The sequence below is a fragment of the Pseudomonas sp. dw_358 genome (assembly GCF_018449655.1).
GTDB lineage: Bacteria > Pseudomonadota > Gammaproteobacteria > Pseudomonadales > Pseudomonadaceae > Aquipseudomonas.
Genome location: NZ_JAAVUX010000019.1, coordinates 76,929 through 92,833, shown reverse-complemented (window position 1 = coordinate 92,833; position 15,905 = coordinate 76,929). Strand labels below are relative to the sequence as shown.

Genomic DNA, 15,905 nt, shown 5'->3' with positions numbered 1-15,905 from the left:
ACGGGGTCAGCGCACCACCAACCCCCGCACCACCTGGTCGCGGGCATAGGCCAGCCAGCCATCGCGGGCGCCCTGGCCGTCGAGGTCGGTGCCCAGGAACGCACACAACGTATGCAGGTTGGAGTTGTAGAAGTAGCACAGCGAGGAGATCAGCAAGTAGGTGTGGGTCACGTCCACGTCCAGGCGAAACAGGCCCTGCGCCTGGCCCGCCTGGAGGATCGGCGCCAAGGTGTTCAGCGCTGCGCCGGAGAGCCCCGAGAGGTGCGGCGATTTGCGCGCGTGCTGGCCTTTGTGCAGGTTTTCGCTGTTGAGGATGCTGATGAACTCGGGGTGGCGACGGTAATAGTCCCAGACGAAACCCACCAGTTGTTCCAGCGCCCCCACCGGGTCGCCGAGGTCGAAGCGCTGGCGGCTCTCGGCTTCGTTGAAGCCGGCGTAGATACCTTCGAGCACGCGCAGGAACAGTTGCTCCTTGCTGCTGAAGTAGTAATAGATCATGCGGTCGTTGGACTTGGCCAGTCGCGAGATCTTTTCGATCCGGCCACCGGCGTAGCCGTCCTGGCTGAACACCTTGGTGGCTGCCTTGAGAATGCGCGCGCGGGTTTCTTCGGCTTGTTGGGTTCGCACGCCTGAGTTGGGAGTGGCCATGGGGATCCTGTGGCAAAAAGTGCCCGGGCATCATACGACAACCTGTCGAGGTGTCGCAGGGCACTTCACGCATGGCAAGTCTCGCTCGGGATCGCTTGTGAGCGCTACTCCTGGCTGGTCAGGTCATACAGGGTATCGGCCACCAGCCAACCGAACCAGATGGCGATGGCCACCACGATCAGCACCAGGGTCAAGCGCGTGAAGGTGCGTTTCAGACGCCAAAGGCGCGCGTCGCTCAAGATCGATTTTTTCACCGCCGGCACTCCTCGAGGGGAGGGCGGCAGCAACACGCGGCCGGGCACAGCCACTGCGCCAGCCCGCAGGCTGGCAATACGCAGGTATACAGGTTCATGCAAAGAGGTCCGCTACTACGGGATCAAGGACGGATATTCTTGCAGTTTTGCCCTTGGAAGGGTACTGGCTTTTGGCTACTTGGTCGTCGCGGTCACCGGGAAATCAAAGCTGGTGAAGCTGCTTTTGACCAACACCGGCAGGAATACTTTCTTGAACGCTTCATGGGCCGGGTCGTAGTGTTGGGCGTCGGTGACAATGGGCGTGCCGATGAAGTAGTTGCGGTCGCCTTCGGAGGCGAAAGTCACGATAAAGGCCTGCTGCAAGCCATGGCTGGCGCCTTCGCCGCTGGTCTGCGGGCCGGTCTCGATGGACTCGATATAAGGCTTGCCGTCGCGCATGGCCTGCTTTTGCAAGGCCAGGAACTGGTCGATGGTTTTTTGCTGCTGGGCCGCGTTGACGCCGTCGCGAAAGCGCATCAAGACCACGTGGTGGACGGTGCCGGGCTTGTAGGTGGGCGCGGTGAAGGCCGCAACGCCGACCTGCTGTTCTTCGCTTTTCAAGTGCTGGGCAACCGGGTCCGCCGTAGCGGCACTGGCCATCAAAGGCATCAGAGGCATGGACAGTAACAAAGTGCAGGCGAGGCGTCGCGAGAAAGGGGTGACTGGCACGGGATATATACCTTGAGGGGCTGGCTGAAGGGCTGGACTCTGGCTCGCCCAGCATGACCCAGCCCTGCGCCGGTACAAAGTGAAGCTTGGTTTAATCAGCGCTACGCATCAACCGGATCAGGGCATCGACCTCGGCGCTGCCGGGCGCTGTCGCCGGCCCCCAGCGCGTCACGGCGATGGCGGCGGCGGCATTGGCCCGGCGGGCGGCCTGCTCGCTGTCGCATCCGGCTGCCAGGTTGGCCAGCAATACCCCGGCGTGGGCGTCGCCTGCGCCGTTGGTGTCTACGGGCGTCACTGGAAAACCAGGCACATGCCGGGTCTCGCCGCGTTCCACCAGCCAGCAGCCGCGCGGCCCGTCACGCACCACGATCAACGCCTGGGGGTTGAGCATCGCTGCCAGTTTGACCAGGCCATCGGCGATATCCGTGCTGCCGGTGAAGCGCAGGGCTTCTTCGTGGTTGCTGGTCCACAGGTTGATCCGTGGCAACACGGCCTGCATCTCGGCGCTGTCCGGCGAACTCACCAGCGGCCCTGGATCGAAGGCGACGGCGGTGGCGGCCGGCAGGCGCGCCAGCCAGGCCAGCAGCGCCGCGACCTTGCCGGGATGCAACAGGCTGTAGCCGCTGACAAACACATAGTCCTCGGTGCTGACGCAAACCCCGTCCAGATCGACGGCCGATATGCCCCCCTCGGCGCCCACATAGGAAATGAACGAACGCTCGGCAGACGGCTCCACCAGCGCCACTGACAAGCCGGTGTCCTGTGTTTCGCACAGGGTCGTGGCCATGTCGATGCCTTCGCCCTGCATCGCGGCGCGAGCCAGGTCGCCGAACTGGCCACGGCCATGGCGACCCAGATACACCGTGGACAGGCCATTGCGTTTGGCGGCAGCCATGACGTTGAAGCCGCCGCCGGTTTCAAACCGGGCCATGCTTGCCAGCACATCGCCGCCGGAACGGGGCAGGGCATCCAGCGCCATGACCAGGTCGACCACCACCTGGCCGGTGTAGAGCAGTCTAGCGGGCATGGGCGGCCTCACGGGGGCTGGCGCGGCGGTCACGGGCGCCGCCGAGCAGCGCATACAAGCCGCCGGCAACGATGAAGGTCACGATCCAGCCCAGGCCGTTATGGCCAAACCAGGAGTCGGAGAGAAAGCCTTTGAACAGCACATGTTCAGGGGTGGTCGACACGGTAGTGAAACTGAAACCCAGCACAATCGCCAGCGCCCAGGCACCCAGCGCTCGCCACTCGATGCCGCCCACGTACCAATAAGCGCTGCGCGGTGACAGGTCCATCAGGTCCTTGGGCGAATAAAAGTGTCGGTGCAGCATGTCGACGATGAAGATGCCCACCCAGGCGGTGATGGGCACGGCCAGCAGTGAAATGAAGGTGATGAAGGGGCCGTAGAAGCTGTCGGCGATCAGCATGAAGTAGATCGACCCGGCGAAGATCGCCACGATGTCGACGATCACTGCATGCACGCGCTTGATCTTCAAGCCCAGGGTCAGGGTGGTCAGGCCGGCCGAGTATACCGAGAGGTTGTTGGACAGCAGCAGGCCGCCGAAGGCGGTGATCAGGTAGGGCACCGCCATCCAGGTGGGCAGCATTTCGCGAATGGCCACGATGGGGTCGGTGGCCGAAGCCAGATGGTCATTGCCCACCGACAACAGGCCGCCCAGCACGATCAGCAACACCAGCGGGATACCAGCCCCGAAGGCCGCCGAGGCCACCAGACGGGTCGCCTTGACGCCGGCGTGCTGGTAGCGGGACATGTCTGCCCCGGCGTTGGCCCAGCCGATGCCGGTGCCGGCGGCCATGGTGCCGACGCCGATGATCATCGCGCTCATGGGCGCCGGGGTGGCGTTCCAGACGGCTGTCCAGTCGATATGAGCAATCAGGAAGCCGCCGACGATCACGTTCAGCGCGCCGAAGACGTAGGTCGACCACTTCTGGATGACCAGCAGGGTCGCATGGCCCAGGCCAGAAACGCACAGGGTCAATAGCACGAAAATAGCGATGAATACCAAGGTCAGGGCCGGTGCGCTTTTGGCTTCCACCGGCGTGCCGAACAAGATCGCGCACAGCGACAGCAGCACGAAGGCGGCGGTGGTGGTGTTGACCGTTTCCCAGCCCAGCCGTGACATCAACGACACCAGCGTCGGGCCGATATTGCCGCGCACACCGAAGATCGCGCGCGAAAGCGTGAGGCTCGGTGCATGGCCGCGCCGCCCGGCAATGGAGATGACCCCCACCACCGCGAAGGAGCCGGCAGCGCCGAGGATGGCAACGATGACTGCCTGCCAGATAGACAGCCCGCGGAAGGCCACCAGGGTGGCACCCAACGGCAGGCCGAGGATGCTGATGTTGGCGGCGAACCAGACCCAGAACAGCTGCAACGGATGCCCGTTGCATTCGCTTTCCGGGACCGGCTCGATGCCCCGGGTTTCCAGCTGGCCGGCGCCTTGCGGGTTACCCGATGAAGTATTGGATGAGGCCATGAACGTTGCTCCTGATGCCGTTTATTCTGATTTTGGGCAGTGCGGACTTGCCAACGAAATCCATGTCAGTAGGGCCTTTCCAGCCATGGAAAGGCCCTGTCGCCACTCCCGGGAGGGCAACGGTTGTCTTGTTCTGATGGGCGGCCGGGCAGGTTGTCAGCCAGCACGCAATAGCAGCAGCTGCTCGACCAGGGGGCGCAAGTCGATGCGGTTGACCCGGTCAAGTTGTTCGACCTGCGCCTCGGGCCAGACGTGCAGGCCGCCGCAGGCCCCGAGCATGGCGCCCAGAATGGCGGCAATGGTGTCGGTGTCACCGCCCAGGCTGGCGGCCATGCACACCGCGTCGTAACTGCTGGACGCCGCCGTGGCCACGTGGTGGGCCAAGGTAAAGGCGGCCACCACCGATTCCTGGGACGCCACCGAGGTGCCGATCACGTCGCAGATGCGTTCCACCAGTTGTGCATCGCTGCAATCGCTGCACAGCGCCTTGGCCCATTGAATGCGCGGGCCGATGCGGCCCCCGGCAATCCAGTGACCGTGTCGTTCCGCCACCACGGCCAGGCGCGCGCCCGTCTCCAGGGCCTCGGCGAGGCTGGCGCCATTGATACCCGCCGAGACCACCGCGGCCACCGCAGCGGCGCTGGAAATACCGAGATGGGTGTTGTGAGTCACCTGGCAGGCCTGCACCACCTGCTCCAGGAAGCGTTGCTCGTTGCGCACATCGGCGGCGATCCCTACCGGGGTGATGCGCATGGCCGCGCCGTTGGTGGTGCCGAAACGACCGGCCTCTTCGGGGCTGTGGCCGGCGAGGATCATCGTGATGGCGCGCTTGGTGGAAGGGCCCAGCAGGTCCTGGGAGCCCTTGGCCTGCATCGACGCTTCCCATTCGATCAGGCTGTGCGCCAGCTCCGAGGGTTTGATGTGTCCATGGCCGGCTACCAGCAGTTCGGCTACCAGAATGGCTTGTTCGGTGTCGTCGGTGATGGAACCGGCCGGCATGTTCGGTGCGATGGGCTGGTCAGGTCCGGCATCGACGAAGCCGCTGATGCGGCCGAAGCGCTGGCGAATCTGCTCGCCGCTCAGCGATTGCGTCGGCATGCCCAGGGCGTCGCCCAAGGCCAGGCCGTAGAAGGCGCCCAGGGCTCGATCTTGATCAGAAACGGTCATGTAGAAGATCCAAAGGCAAGGTGCAGACGAAAATGCACGGGGTCCAGCAAACTTTCCACGTGCTCCATGAAGCGTTCGCGGCGGTCGAAGGTGGTCCGTACCGCCTTGAGAAACACGCTGCCCACCGGGTGGGACATCAGCTCGGCGTCTTCGGCGCTCAGCGGCTCGGCGCCGATCCACTGGTCGCCCTTGTCGCCGACGAAGCCGTGGGCCGCGAGGGTCACGGTCAGCGAGTCGTCGATGAGGCCGTCTTGCGGCAGCCGTTCCAGGCCATCCACTGTCGGAATCAGCGCCCGTTCCAACGACACCACGCGACCGTCGGCAGCGACGCGACGGCGGTCCAGGGCGATGAAGTCGGCAGTGCCCAAGCGCGGGGCCAGGTCGGCGCGCTCCACCGGCGCCAGGCGCAGGATCTGCGTGTGCACGCTGGCCCCGGTGTCGGCCAGGGCCTGGGCCCAACCGGCACGCTGGTCCAGGGAGATGCCGTCGTAGGTGACGATGGATCCCACGCCCGTCTGCGTCGCAATGAAATTGCGCCGTTTGAGTTCCAGCAGCGCTTCACGCAAGGTGCCGCGGCTGACGTTGAACTCCTGAGCGAGGATATTTTCCCCTGGCAACAGCTCTCCGGTGTTCATCTGGCCCGTCTTGATGCGGCGGACGAGCTCATTGATCACTTGGGTTTTCTTGTCGAATCGAACCTGTCTAGTCATGTACAATTTATAGGCTTGGCAAGGGTGGACTGGCAAGTGTTTTTTACGGGTGTATACGCCCTCTGATCTGCAGGACCGAGCTTGCTTGGTCCTGCAGGGTGTGAATACCCTGGAAATTAAACGCACATTCAATTAATTTACCCGCACCCACCGCCCTGGCCATCAAGGTATACCGACAGTGACGCAAACAGTGACCGGACGCCGTGGCAGCACGGCGCCTGACGTAGACAAACCCACGGCCAAGCGCAAAGGCCCCGGCCGCCCGGAGGGGGCCAGCAACGTGCGCGACGACATCCTCGACGGTGCCGAAGAGATGTTCGCCAACCTGGGCTATGCCGGCACCACCCTGCGTGAGGTGTCGCAGCAGGCCAGGGTCACCCAGGCGTTGATCAGCTATTACTTCGGCTCCAAGTATGGTTTGTTCGAAGAGGTGTTTCTGCGTCGAGGCAGCGCGATTTCCGACGAGCGCCTGAAGAACCTGCAAACTTTGCAAGATGCCGGCACTCCCAGCGTGCAGCAGATCGTCGAAGCCTTTCTGTTGCCCACTGTGGTGCTGCGCGCCACCGTGCAGGGCCGACACTTCCTGCGTTTGCAGGCGCGCCTGCACACCGAGCCGCCGAACATTTCCTATGTGCTGCGAGACAAGGCTTACGGCACTTCCACCCAGCGCTACGTGGATGCCCTCAAAGCCGCCGTGCCGGGCCTGAGCGACCTGGATGCCAACTGGCGCATCACCTTGATGGTGGGGACCTACCTCTACGCGTTTTCCGACACCCACCGCATGGAAGAGCGCATGCCTGCCGGGCAATACGACCCCGGTGACTGGCAATCGCTGATCGACCAGGTCACCCGTTTCGTCGTCGGTGGCCTGTCCGCCTAGAGCCGCACTTGCGAGCACCAGTTTGGCCAGGCTTTCACCAAACTGGTGCGCCGCCGACGCCCGTGACAGTAGGCCGGCACGGCCAACCCATTGATAATCAGCGCTCTCTACTGCCACGGCAAATGTGGCATACCTCCTGCTTTGCAATAATTAAAAGGTTGATTAATTAATTGTGGTTCCCGAGGGAGCCGAGGAGTGGAGATGAACCTGATCGCTGTGTCTTCTCATCAACCCGTCACCGCCGAGGACGGCTGCCAGGACCCTGTCCTGCTCAACGACTGGCATGTCGTGGGCTACAGCACCGACTTCGTCGCCGGCACCGTCTACCCGGTGCGACTGCTGGAGCGCGAACTGATCGTCTGGCGCAGCGCCGATGGACAAGTGCATGTCTGGGAAGACCTGTGCATCCATCGCGGCGCACGTCTGTCCAAGGGCTGGATCAGCAATGACGCGGTGGTGTGTCCCTATCATGGCTGGAACTACGACAGCAGTGGCGCCTGCACCCTGATGCCGGCCGCCCCCGATGAACCGCCGATGAAAAAAGCCAAGGCCTTTCCCTACGGGGCGGTTGAGCGCTATGGATTCGTCTGGACATGCCTGGGGCAACCGGAAACCGACATCCCGGTGTTCCCGGAGTGGGTAGACGAGGCCTTCATGAAGGTCCACAGCGGCCCCTATGTCTATGCCGCCAACGGCTTTCGGGCGGTGGAAAACTTCATCGATGCCTCGCACTTTCCCTTCGTCCACGCCGGCCTCAATGGCGTAATGGACAAGCCCGACCGGTTGGAGCCCTACACGGTGGAGGAGGTGGACACCGGGCTGCGCTCCTCGGAAGTGCGGGTCTTCCAGCCTTGGGGCGATGCGCGCGGCATGCCGCTGGTGGCGTTTTACACCTACCACACGTTCCGGCCGCTGGTGGGCTACTTCTCCAAGCGCACTCAGGACGCCGACGCCCAAGGCCAGGTGGTCAACGACCACTCCGACACCTTCACCACTTTGTTTACCGTGCAGCCGGTGGACGCGGTGAACTGCATCGTGCGCATCTGCGCGGCGATGAACGTCAGCCCGCGGCCGGATCCTGCGCTGGTGAGCTCGCGCGCCGACGTGGTGTACGGCCAGGACCGCGGCATCGTCGAGAGCCAGCGGCCGCAGCGTATTCCTGCCGACCTGCGTTATGAGTTGCATCACCGTACCGACCTGATGGGCCAGCGCTATCGCAGCTGGCTGCGCAACAAGGGCATCCGCTATGGGGTTATCTAGGATGGACAGCACATTGCGAGTCGGCATCATCGGTGCAGGCATCGGCGGCGTGACCTTGGCCCGGGCCCTCGCACAACAGGGCATCGAGGCCCATGTGTTCGAGCGAGCCGCCGCGTTCGGCGAGGTGGGGGCCGGGGTGCAGATGACCCCCAACGCGGTCAAGGTCCTTGGCGCCCTCGGCCTTGACGAACAACTGGACAAGATCGGCTTTCTGCCCAACGCCATGGTCGGGCGCAACTGGAAGACTGCCCGGGAGTTGTTCCGCACACCGCTCAAGGCTTCCTGCCCCGAGCTGTACGGCGCCGACTTCCATCACGTGCACCGGGCCGACCTCCACGCCGTACTGGCCAGTGATATCCAGCCCGGCCAGGTCACCTTTGGCGCCCAGTGTGTGGGGCTGCGCCAACAGGCAAACAGTGCCGTGGCGCTGTTTGCCGATGGCTCAGAGTTCGAGGCTGACCTTATTGTGGGCGCCGACGGCGTACGTTCGGTGATCCGCGAACAGCTTTGGGGCGAGGAGGCCGCTCACTACACCGGGCACATGTGCTGGCGCGCGCTGGTGAAAGTCGATCAGCACCCGCTGCCGTTTGTCAGCCCCGATTCGAATTTCTGGATGGGCCCCAAGGGCCACGTGGTGACTTACTACGTGAAGGGCGGCGCCATGGTCAACATCGTCGCCGTCAACGAAAGCCCCGCCTGGGTCGAAGAGTCGTGGAATGCCAAGAGCACGCAGCAGGCGCTGCTCGACGGCTTCAAGGGCTGGCACCCGGACCTGATCGAATTGTTCCGACGTGCCGACCCTGACGCCATCTACAAATGGGGTCTGTTCGACCGCGACCCGATGAAGGCCTGGTCCAAGGGCAACGCCACCTTGCTCGGCGATGCGGGTCACCCCATGTTGCCGTTCCTCTCCCAAGGCGCAGCCATGGCCATCGAGGACGGCTACGTGCTGGCGCGCTCGCTGGCCTTTCATGGCAAGCATCAACTGGCGCTTGCCCTGCAGGCCTACGAGCTGGAGCGCGTGCAGCGCACCAGCCGGGTTCAGCTCGAAGCCCGCGAGCGCGGCCGCACCTACCACCTGCCGTCAGCCTGGTCACAGCTCAAGCGCGACATGACTTACCGCTGGCGGCAGTGGCTCAATCCCAACGCGGTGGGGATTCAAGCCAACTGGGTCTATGAGTACGACGCGCGAAAGTGCGGGCAGCGCTTCCCCCTGGCGCAGCAGATGTCGGCCTGAGTCACCCGTTTCATCAAAGACGGCCCTGAGTGGCACACGAGTTGCTCACTCATGAAGTGTTCACTTCATGAGTGGCCATCCGAGCCACGAACGCCCTGAAGCTGTGCAAGCCCTTGAATTGATCAGCTAGGAGAACCCCATGGATAAGCGTGTACGTTTCCCCGCGTCGAGCCTGTTGGCTGGCGCGGTTGCCTTGCTGGTCACTGGTGCCGCGTGGTCGGCCGACACGATCAAGATTGGCGATATCAATAGCTACAAATCCCAGCCGGTGTTCACCGACGGCTACAAGAAGGGCATGGAACTGGCGGTCGAGCAGATCAACGCCGCAGGCGGTGTCGACGGCAAGAAACTGGAGCTGATCACCCGCGACGACAACGCCAACCCCGGGGATGCGATTCGTCAGGCCGAAGACCTGATCAACAGCGAACACGTCGACGTGTTGATGGGCGCGTTCTATGCGCAGATCGGCACCGCGCTGTCGGATTACGCCAAGCAGAAAAAACGCTTTGTGCTGATCACCGAAGCCCTCAGCGACAACATTGTCTGGAGCGCCGGCAACCGCTACACCTACCGCCTGGATGCCTCCACTTACATGCTGACCTCGGCCCTGGTGGACGAAGCGGTGCGCCTGCACAAGAAGCGCTGGGCACTGGTCTACCCCAACTACGAGTTCGGTACCGCCGCCGCCAGCGCCTTCAAGTCGCTGCTCAAGGCGCGCCAGCCGGACGTGGAGTTCGTCACCGAGCAGGCGCCGCCGTTCGGCAAGGTCGATGCCGGCAGCGTTGTCCAGGCGCTGGTCGATGCCAAACCTGACGCGGTGTTCAACGCCTTGTTCGGCGCCGATCTGGCCAAATTCATTCGCGAGGGGACCACCCGCAGCTTTTTCGGCGATCAGTTGCCAGTGCTCAGCATCATCACCGGCCAGCCTGAATACCTGGAACCGCTCAAGGATGAGGTGCCGCCGAACTGGACCGTCACTGGCTACCCTTGGTACAGCATCGACACCCCGGCCCACAAAGCCTTCGTCGCTGCCTACCAGGCCAAGTACGGCAAGGAGAACCTGCGCTTTGGTTCGGACATCGGCTATTCGGCGATCCAGTCCATCGCGGCAGGGATCAAGGCGTCCGGGGGCAAGACCGACTCCGAAGCCATGGTCGATGCCTTCGCCGGCCTCAAGGTCACCACCCCCGACGGCCCGATGGAATTTCGCAAGATCGACCACCAAGCCACCTGGGGCCTGTATGTGGGCAAGCTGGCGGTCAAGGACGGTGGCGGGGTGATGGAGGACTACACCTTCAAGCCCGGCAACACGCTGCTGCCTTCGGATGATGAAGTGCGCAAGCTGCGGCCTGCTGAATAACGGTTTTTCGGCCGACCGGCCCGCTTGGTTGGCAAGCGGACCGGCCGGTGGTAGCTCTGCTGCATTGAGGATGTCATGGATTTTTCAGCTTTCTGTGCCCAGTTGCTCAATGGTCTGGCCGAAGCGTCGTCACTGTTTCTGGTGGCGTCCGGCCTGTCGTTGATCTTTGGCGTTACCCGCATCGTCAACTTCGCCCATGGTTCGTTCTACATGCTGGGGCTGTACATCGCCTATTCGCTGGTAGAGCACTTGATGGGGGCGATGGGCGCCAGCGGTTTCTGGCTGGGGCTGGCGTTGGCAGCGATCACCGTGGGCCTGTTCGGCGCGCTGGTCGAAATCATCTTGCTGCGGCGGATCTACAAGGCGCCGGAGCTGTTTCAGTTGCTGGCGACCTTTGCCTTGGTGCTGGTGATCAACGATGCGGTGTCCTGGTATTGGGGCGCCGAGGAATTGCTCGGGCGTCGTGCGCCGGGGTTGACCGGGGCGGTGAAGATCTTCGGTCGGCAATTTCCCACGTATAACTTCTTCCTGATTGCCATCGGCCCGATCGTCTTGGGCCTGGTGTGGCTGCTGCTGGTGCGCACCCGCTGGGGCGTGTTGGTGCGTGCGGCGACCCAGGACCGGGAAATGCTCGGGGCCTTGGGGGTCAACCAGGCCTGGCTGTTCACCAGTGTGTTTGCCTTGGGCGCCATGCTCGCCGGCCTCGGCGGGGCAGTTCAGTTGCCCCGCGAGCCGGCCAGCCTGGCGCTGGACCTGCGCACCATTGGCGAGGCTTTCGTCATCGTCGTAGTGGGCGGCATGGGTTCTTTGCCGGGCGCCTACGTGGCGGCGCTATTGATTGCCGAGATCAAGGCGTTGTGCATCGGCCTGAGTTCGGCGACCTTGTTCGGCATCACGGTGTCGTTCTCCAAGCTGACGCTGGTGATCGAGTTCCTGGTCATGGCGGTGGTGTTGGTGGTGCGGCCGTGGGGGCTGATGGGTCGACCGCAAGCCACCAGCCGCAATTCGGCGCCGGTGGAAGCGCCGTTGCGTCCCGGCTCTACACTGTTCAAAGGGCTGATCGCGGTGCTGTTGCTAATGCTGGCGGTGTTGCCGCTGTTGTCCACCTGGTTGCCCTACGCCAGCGTGCTCGCCCAAGACGTGTTGATCACGGTGCTGTTCGCAGTCAGCCTGCATTTCATCATGGGGCCTGGCGGCATGCACTCGTTTGGCCATGCGGCCTATTTCGGCCTGGGGGCTTATGGCGCGGCCGTGTTGTTCAAGGTGCTGACGATGCCGATGCCGCTGGCGTTCGCCTTGGCGCCGCTGGTGGCGGGGTTGGGCGCCTTGGTGTTCGGCTGGTTCTGCGTGCGGCTGTCGGGGGTCTACCTGGCCATGTTGACCCTGGCGTTTTCGCAGATCGTCTGGTCGGTGGTGTTTCAATGGGAGGACGTCACCGGTGGCTCCAACGGCATCATCGGCATCTGGCCGCCCGGCTGGCTGGACGGCAAAAGCTATTACTACCTGACCCTGGTGCTGGTGGCGGCCAGCGTGCTCCTGGTGCGGCGCATCCTGTTTGCGCCCTTCGGCTACAGCTTGCGCGCGGCCAGGGATTCGGCCTTGCGCGCCGACGCCATCGGCATCGACGTCAAGCGCGTGCAATGGCTGGCGTTTGTGGTTGCCGGGCTGTTCGCCGGGCTGGCCGGGACGCTGTACATCTTCTCCAAGGGCAGCATCTCGCCGGACGCGATGGCGGTGGGCAAGTCGGTCGACGGTCTGGTCATGGTGCTGCTGGGCGGCATCCAGAACCTGCTGGGTCCGGTGGTCGGCGCCAGTGTGTTCAGCGTGCTGCAGGATTACATCATGCGCGCCACCGATTACTGGCGCGCGGTGTTCGGTGGCGTGATTCTGCTGCTGGTGCTGGTGTTTCCGCAGGGCATCGCCGGGTTCTTCCAGCAGGTGGGCCAGTGGTGGCGCACGTCTCGTTCCGGCGCGCCGCTCAAGGCGCCACGCATTCTGGAGAAGCAGGCATGACACTGTTGCAAGTACGTGATCTGTACAAGTCATTCGGCGGCGTGCGCGCTGTGGACGGCATCAACTTCGACCTGCATGAAGGCGAACTGCTTGCCCTCATCGGTCCCAACGGCGCGGGCAAATCCACCACCTTCAACATGGTCGGCGGCCAACTGAAGGCCTCTGGCGGCTCGATCCGGTTGTTGGGCCATGAATTGGTGGGGCGCAAGCCTCGGGATATCTGCCGAATGCAGGTGGGGCGCACCTTCCAGATTGCCGAAACCTTCGCTTCGCTGAGCGTGGTGGAGAACGTGCAGATGGCGTTGCTCTCCCATTACAACAAGGCCTTCTCGCTGTTTCGCTCGGCGCGCCGCGCGTACCGGGACGAGGCGCTGGCGCTGCTGGCGCAGGTGGGCATGGAGGCTCACGCCGAGCGGCCGTGCAGCGAACTGGCCTATGGCGATGTCAAGCGCGTGGAACTGGCCATGGCCCTGGCGAACGACCCCAAGCTGCTGTTGATGGACGAACCCACCGCCGGCATGGGCCCCGAGGAACGCAATGACTTGATGGCCTTGACCAAGCGCCTGGTGGTGGAGCGCAAGATGGCGGTGTTGTTCACCGAGCACAGCATGGACGTGGTCTTCGCCTACGCCGACCGCATGATCGTGCTGGCCCGCGGTCGCTTGATCGCCGAGGGCGACGGGCCCTATATCCGCAATCATCCCCAGGTGCAGGAAGTGTATTTCGGCTCTGGCAAGACCTTTGAAAACGAGATGCCACAGGCGCGGGTGACGCTATGAACGCAGTGATGAGCAACCCGTCGGCGAGCAGCGAATCGTTGTTGGACGTGGCCGGTCTCAGTGCCTGGTACGGCGCGGCGCAGGTCTTGTATGACGTCAACCTCAACGTGCGCCGTGGTGAAGTCGTGGCCTTGATGGGCCGCAACGGCGCGGGCAAGTCCACCACCCTCAAGGCCTTGATGGGCATGCTTGCCCGGCGGCGCGGCGACGTGCAGTTCATGGGGCGCGAGGTCAGCACCCTGGCGCCGTACCAGTTGGCACGGCTGGGCCTGGGTTTTGTCCCGGAAGACCGACGGGTGTTCACTCACCTGACAGTGACGGAGAACCTGGAGGTCGGTCGTCAGCCCGACCGCCGTTGGCCCGATGGCAGCGAAGCGCTGAACTGGACGCCGGCGCAGCTGTTTGAATTCTTCCCCAACCTTGGGGCAATGCAGAACCGCCCGGGTGGACAGATGAGCGGCGGCGAGCAGCAGATGCTGACCGTGGCCCGCACGCTGATGGGCAACCCGTTTCTGATCCTGCTGGACGAACCGTCCGAAGGGGTGGCGCCGGTGATCGTCGAGCAGATGGCCCACATGATCCTCGCGCTCAAGGCCAAAGGGGCAAGTATTCTGCTGTCAGAGCAGAACTTGCACTTTGCCGGGCTGGTCTCGGACCGGGCCTATGTGCTGGAAAAGGGCTTGATTCGCTATGAAGGAAGCATGGCCCAGTTGGCGGCGAACGAGGCGGTGCGGTCGGCTTATTTGACGATGTGACCGCCCTCCCCAGGAACGTGCGAAGCCCGCGATCAGGCCTTGCGCGACTTGATCAGTGCGCCCTGTCCATTTCTGGCAGCGGCGCGGCGACGGGGTCGGTCACCGCCCCCTTGCGCCGCACCACGGTCACGAAAATCACCATGGCCAACGCTAGGCAAAACGCCATCTGCCCGCTCATGACCACGGCCGGTGCCTGGAACTTCTCCAGCAGCGCACCTTCGACGTAGCTGGCGATGGCGCCCATGCCGGTGGTCATGGCATTCATCAGCGCCGAGGCGGTGCCGGCGAAGGCGCCGGCTCGCTCCATGGCGCCTTGCTGGGCACAAGGCGTGAGCAGGCCCAGGCACAGGGTGTTGACGCACAGCAGGGCGGTCAGGGTGATTTCGTCCAGATGGTGCGTCGCCGCCAGGGTCAGGGTGGCCAATGACGACACCAGCGACACTGCCAGCGCCACGGCCACGATCGCCTTGCCGGACAGGTCATGGCGCGCCAGTTGACCGCTGAGGAACGAACCCAGCATCAGGCACAGGGCGGTGATGGCAAACACCGCGCCATAGGCCACGGTGGAGATGTGCAGCACGTTGATGAACACATAGAGCGAGCCGGTGACGTAGGAAAAATGGCTGGCAAAGGTCAGCGCCATGACCAGGGTGTATGACAGGCTCAAACGATCGGACAGAAAGGCGGCGTAGTCCTTGAGCACCGAGCGGCGTGGCGCACGGGGTTCGCTGAGGCCGGCTGTGGCGGCCTCGAGGCGGGTGCGCGAGGACTCCGGCAGGGCGAAGGCCACCATCCACAGCATCAGCACGCCGCCCACTGTCATGAAACCGTAGATCCAGCGCCAGCTGCCCAGCAGCAGCAACAGGTTACCAATGGATGGCGCGGTGGTCGGCCCAATGATGCGTACCACCGCGGCGTAAGAGAGCAGGCGGCGAGCATCCGACCCCTCGTGGTAGTCACGGATCACAGTGATCGCCAACACCGCTGCAATGCCGGCCCCGGTGCCCTGCAGCAGGCGCCAGAGCAGCAACATGTTGAAGGCCGTCGCGCAAGTGGCCAACAGGCTGGCCACCGCATACACGGCGCAAGCGCTCAGCAGAACCGGCCGTCGGCCGATGCGGTCCGAGAGGGGGCCGCAGATCAGCGGCGAAATGGAAAACCCGAGGAAGAAGAAACTCAGGGTCTGCGCCACTTGCTCCATGCTGACCCCCATCGATTCGGCCACCTCGGCAAAACCGGGCAAACCCAAGTCGATGGACATCGAAGGAAAAGCGGTCAACACGCCGCAGATGATCACCAGTTTCAGAAACGATGGACTAACCGACGAGGCCTTCAATTGAGCATCCTGTGAGTGTTCATCCGCGTGTTGGATGAACGAGGGGCACGCAAGGCCAATAGTAGACTGTTAGGTCACTATCTATAAAGGCTCGTCAGAAAATTCAGGCGTGTGCGAGTGAATGCGCCGGGTGTCTCGAAGTCCGGCACGCTGCCGCCGGCGCGCCACCCGCAAAACCCCCCACAACATGGCCGCTGCCACCAACAGCCAGGCGCCGACCAACATCAGGATGGTCAGGGTCAGCTCCATAGTGCCTCCCGGGAAATGGATTCTTCTGTGTCAATGACAGTTTAGCCCTTG

The 15,905-nt window shown here is 63.5% G+C and carries 16 protein-coding genes; 7 read left to right on the top strand and 9 right to left on the bottom strand.

Annotated features, from left to right (window positions below):
* Positions 1–6: 6 nt before the first annotated feature.
* From HB675_RS22210 to HB675_RS22180, 7 genes are all read right to left on the bottom strand, one after another.
* A complete protein-coding gene (locus HB675_RS22210) occupies positions 7–648 on the bottom strand; it encodes a TetR/AcrR family transcriptional regulator (protein WP_213881291.1) in 642 nt (213 codons plus the stop codon).
* Between the two features lie 104 nt (positions 649–752).
* Positions 753–902 (bottom strand): hypothetical protein, encoded by a 150-nt coding sequence (locus HB675_RS22205; protein ID WP_213881290.1) that lies wholly within the window; start codon positions 900–902, stop codon positions 753–755.
* Between the two features lie 174 nt (positions 903–1,076).
* Positions 1,077–1,610, bottom strand: coding sequence for a Dabb family protein (locus HB675_RS22200; RefSeq protein WP_213881289.1), 534 nt, complete (start codon positions 1,608–1,610; stop codon positions 1,077–1,079).
* Between the two features lie 91 nt (positions 1,611–1,701).
* Positions 1,702–2,637 (bottom strand): PfkB family carbohydrate kinase, encoded by a 936-nt coding sequence (locus tag HB675_RS22195; RefSeq protein WP_213881288.1) that lies wholly within the window; start codon positions 2,635–2,637, stop codon positions 1,702–1,704.
* Positions 2,627–4,108, bottom strand: a complete 1,482-nt coding sequence (locus HB675_RS22190) for a cytosine permease (RefSeq protein ID WP_213881287.1) — start codon at positions 4,106–4,108, stop codon at positions 2,627–2,629. Before HB675_RS22190 ends, HB675_RS22195 begins: the two co-directional genes overlap by 11 nt.
* 156 nt (positions 4,109–4,264) lie before the next feature.
* The gene (locus HB675_RS22185; protein WP_213881286.1) at positions 4,265–5,275 is read right to left on the bottom strand and encodes an ADP-ribosylglycohydrolase family protein; all 1,011 of its coding nucleotides are present in this window, start codon (positions 5,273–5,275) and stop codon (positions 4,265–4,267) included.
* Positions 5,272–5,985: a GntR family transcriptional regulator gene (locus HB675_RS22180; RefSeq protein ID WP_213881285.1), complete on the bottom strand. Its 714-nt coding sequence runs from the start codon at positions 5,983–5,985 to the stop codon at positions 5,272–5,274. The genes HB675_RS22185 and HB675_RS22180 overlap by 4 nt, the downstream gene beginning before the upstream one ends.
* A 178-nt stretch (positions 5,986–6,163) precedes the next feature.
* Between HB675_RS22180 and HB675_RS22175 the strand changes: the two genes are divergently transcribed.
* The 7 genes from HB675_RS22175 (at position 6,164) to HB675_RS22145 (ending at position 14,269) form a co-directional block, all read left to right on the top strand.
* Complete coding sequence (locus HB675_RS22175; protein ID WP_213881284.1) at positions 6,164–6,865, top strand: TetR/AcrR family transcriptional regulator; 702 nt, start codon at positions 6,164–6,166, stop codon at positions 6,863–6,865.
* 201 nt (positions 6,866–7,066) lie between these two features.
* Complete coding sequence (locus tag HB675_RS22170) at positions 7,067–8,125, top strand: aromatic ring-hydroxylating dioxygenase subunit alpha (protein WP_213881283.1); 1,059 nt, start codon at positions 7,067–7,069, stop codon at positions 8,123–8,125.
* Between the two features lies 1 nt (position 8,126).
* Positions 8,127–9,362: an FAD-dependent monooxygenase gene (locus HB675_RS22165; protein WP_213881282.1), complete on the top strand. Its 1,236-nt coding sequence runs from the start codon at positions 8,127–8,129 to the stop codon at positions 9,360–9,362.
* Positions 9,363–9,501: 139 nt separating this feature from the next.
* Positions 9,502–10,722, top strand: a complete 1,221-nt coding sequence (locus tag HB675_RS22160) for an ABC transporter substrate-binding protein (RefSeq protein ID WP_213881281.1) — start codon at positions 9,502–9,504, stop codon at positions 10,720–10,722.
* Positions 10,723–10,797: 75 nt separating this feature from the next.
* Complete coding sequence (locus HB675_RS22155) at positions 10,798–12,735, top strand: ABC transporter permease (protein ID WP_213881280.1); 1,938 nt, start codon at positions 10,798–10,800, stop codon at positions 12,733–12,735.
* A complete protein-coding gene (locus HB675_RS22150) occupies positions 12,732–13,514 on the top strand; it encodes an ABC transporter ATP-binding protein (protein ID WP_213881279.1) in 783 nt (260 codons plus the stop codon). The genes HB675_RS22155 and HB675_RS22150 overlap by 4 nt, the downstream gene beginning before the upstream one ends.
* Complete coding sequence (locus HB675_RS22145) at positions 13,511–14,269, top strand: ABC transporter ATP-binding protein (RefSeq protein WP_213881278.1); 759 nt, start codon at positions 13,511–13,513, stop codon at positions 14,267–14,269. Before HB675_RS22150 ends, HB675_RS22145 begins: the two co-directional genes overlap by 4 nt.
* Positions 14,270–14,321: 52 nt before the next feature.
* Here the strand turns inward: HB675_RS22145 and HB675_RS22140 are convergent, their stop codons facing one another.
* Positions 14,322–15,605: a multidrug effflux MFS transporter gene (locus tag HB675_RS22140; protein WP_213881277.1), complete on the bottom strand. Its 1,284-nt coding sequence runs from the start codon at positions 15,603–15,605 to the stop codon at positions 14,322–14,324.
* A gap of 81 nt (positions 15,606–15,686) precedes the next feature.
* Positions 15,687–15,854, bottom strand: coding sequence for a hypothetical protein (locus HB675_RS22135; RefSeq protein ID WP_213881309.1), 168 nt, complete (start codon positions 15,852–15,854; stop codon positions 15,687–15,689).
* Positions 15,855–15,905: the final 51 nt, after the last annotated feature.

What these genes read in the sequence shown, in the direction of transcription:
- HB675_RS22155 (WP_213881280.1), top strand. Translation starts at nt 10,798, where the DNA reads ATGGATTTTTCAGCTTTCTGTGCCCAGTTGCTCAATGGTCTGGCCGAA.
- HB675_RS22145 (WP_213881278.1), top strand. Translation starts at nt 13,511, where the DNA reads ATGAACGCAGTGATGAGCAACCCGTCGGCGAGCAGCGAATCGTTGTTG.
- HB675_RS22165 (WP_213881282.1), top strand. Translation starts at nt 8,127, where the DNA reads ATGGACAGCACATTGCGAGTCGGCATCATCGGTGCAGGCATCGGCGGC.
- HB675_RS22135 (WP_213881309.1), bottom strand. Translation starts at nt 15,854, where the DNA reads ATGGAGCTGACCCTGACCATCCTGATGTTGGTCGGCGCCTGGCTGTTG.
- HB675_RS22170 (WP_213881283.1), top strand. Translation starts at nt 7,067, where the DNA reads ATGAACCTGATCGCTGTGTCTTCTCATCAACCCGTCACCGCCGAGGAC.
- HB675_RS22160 (WP_213881281.1), top strand. Translation starts at nt 9,502, where the DNA reads ATGGATAAGCGTGTACGTTTCCCCGCGTCGAGCCTGTTGGCTGGCGCG.
- HB675_RS22210 (WP_213881291.1), bottom strand. Translation starts at nt 648, where the DNA reads ATGGCCACTCCCAACTCAGGCGTGCGAACCCAACAAGCCGAAGAAACC.
- HB675_RS22180 (WP_213881285.1), bottom strand. Translation starts at nt 5,985, where the DNA reads ATGACTAGACAGGTTCGATTCGACAAGAAAACCCAAGTGATCAATGAG.
- HB675_RS22150 (WP_213881279.1), top strand. Translation starts at nt 12,732, where the DNA reads ATGACACTGTTGCAAGTACGTGATCTGTACAAGTCATTCGGCGGCGTG.
- HB675_RS22190 (WP_213881287.1), bottom strand. Translation starts at nt 4,108, where the DNA reads ATGGCCTCATCCAATACTTCATCGGGTAACCCGCAAGGCGCCGGCCAG.
- HB675_RS22195 (WP_213881288.1), bottom strand. Translation starts at nt 2,637, where the DNA reads ATGCCCGCTAGACTGCTCTACACCGGCCAGGTGGTGGTCGACCTGGTC.
- HB675_RS22185 (WP_213881286.1), bottom strand. Translation starts at nt 5,275, where the DNA reads ATGACCGTTTCTGATCAAGATCGAGCCCTGGGCGCCTTCTACGGCCTG.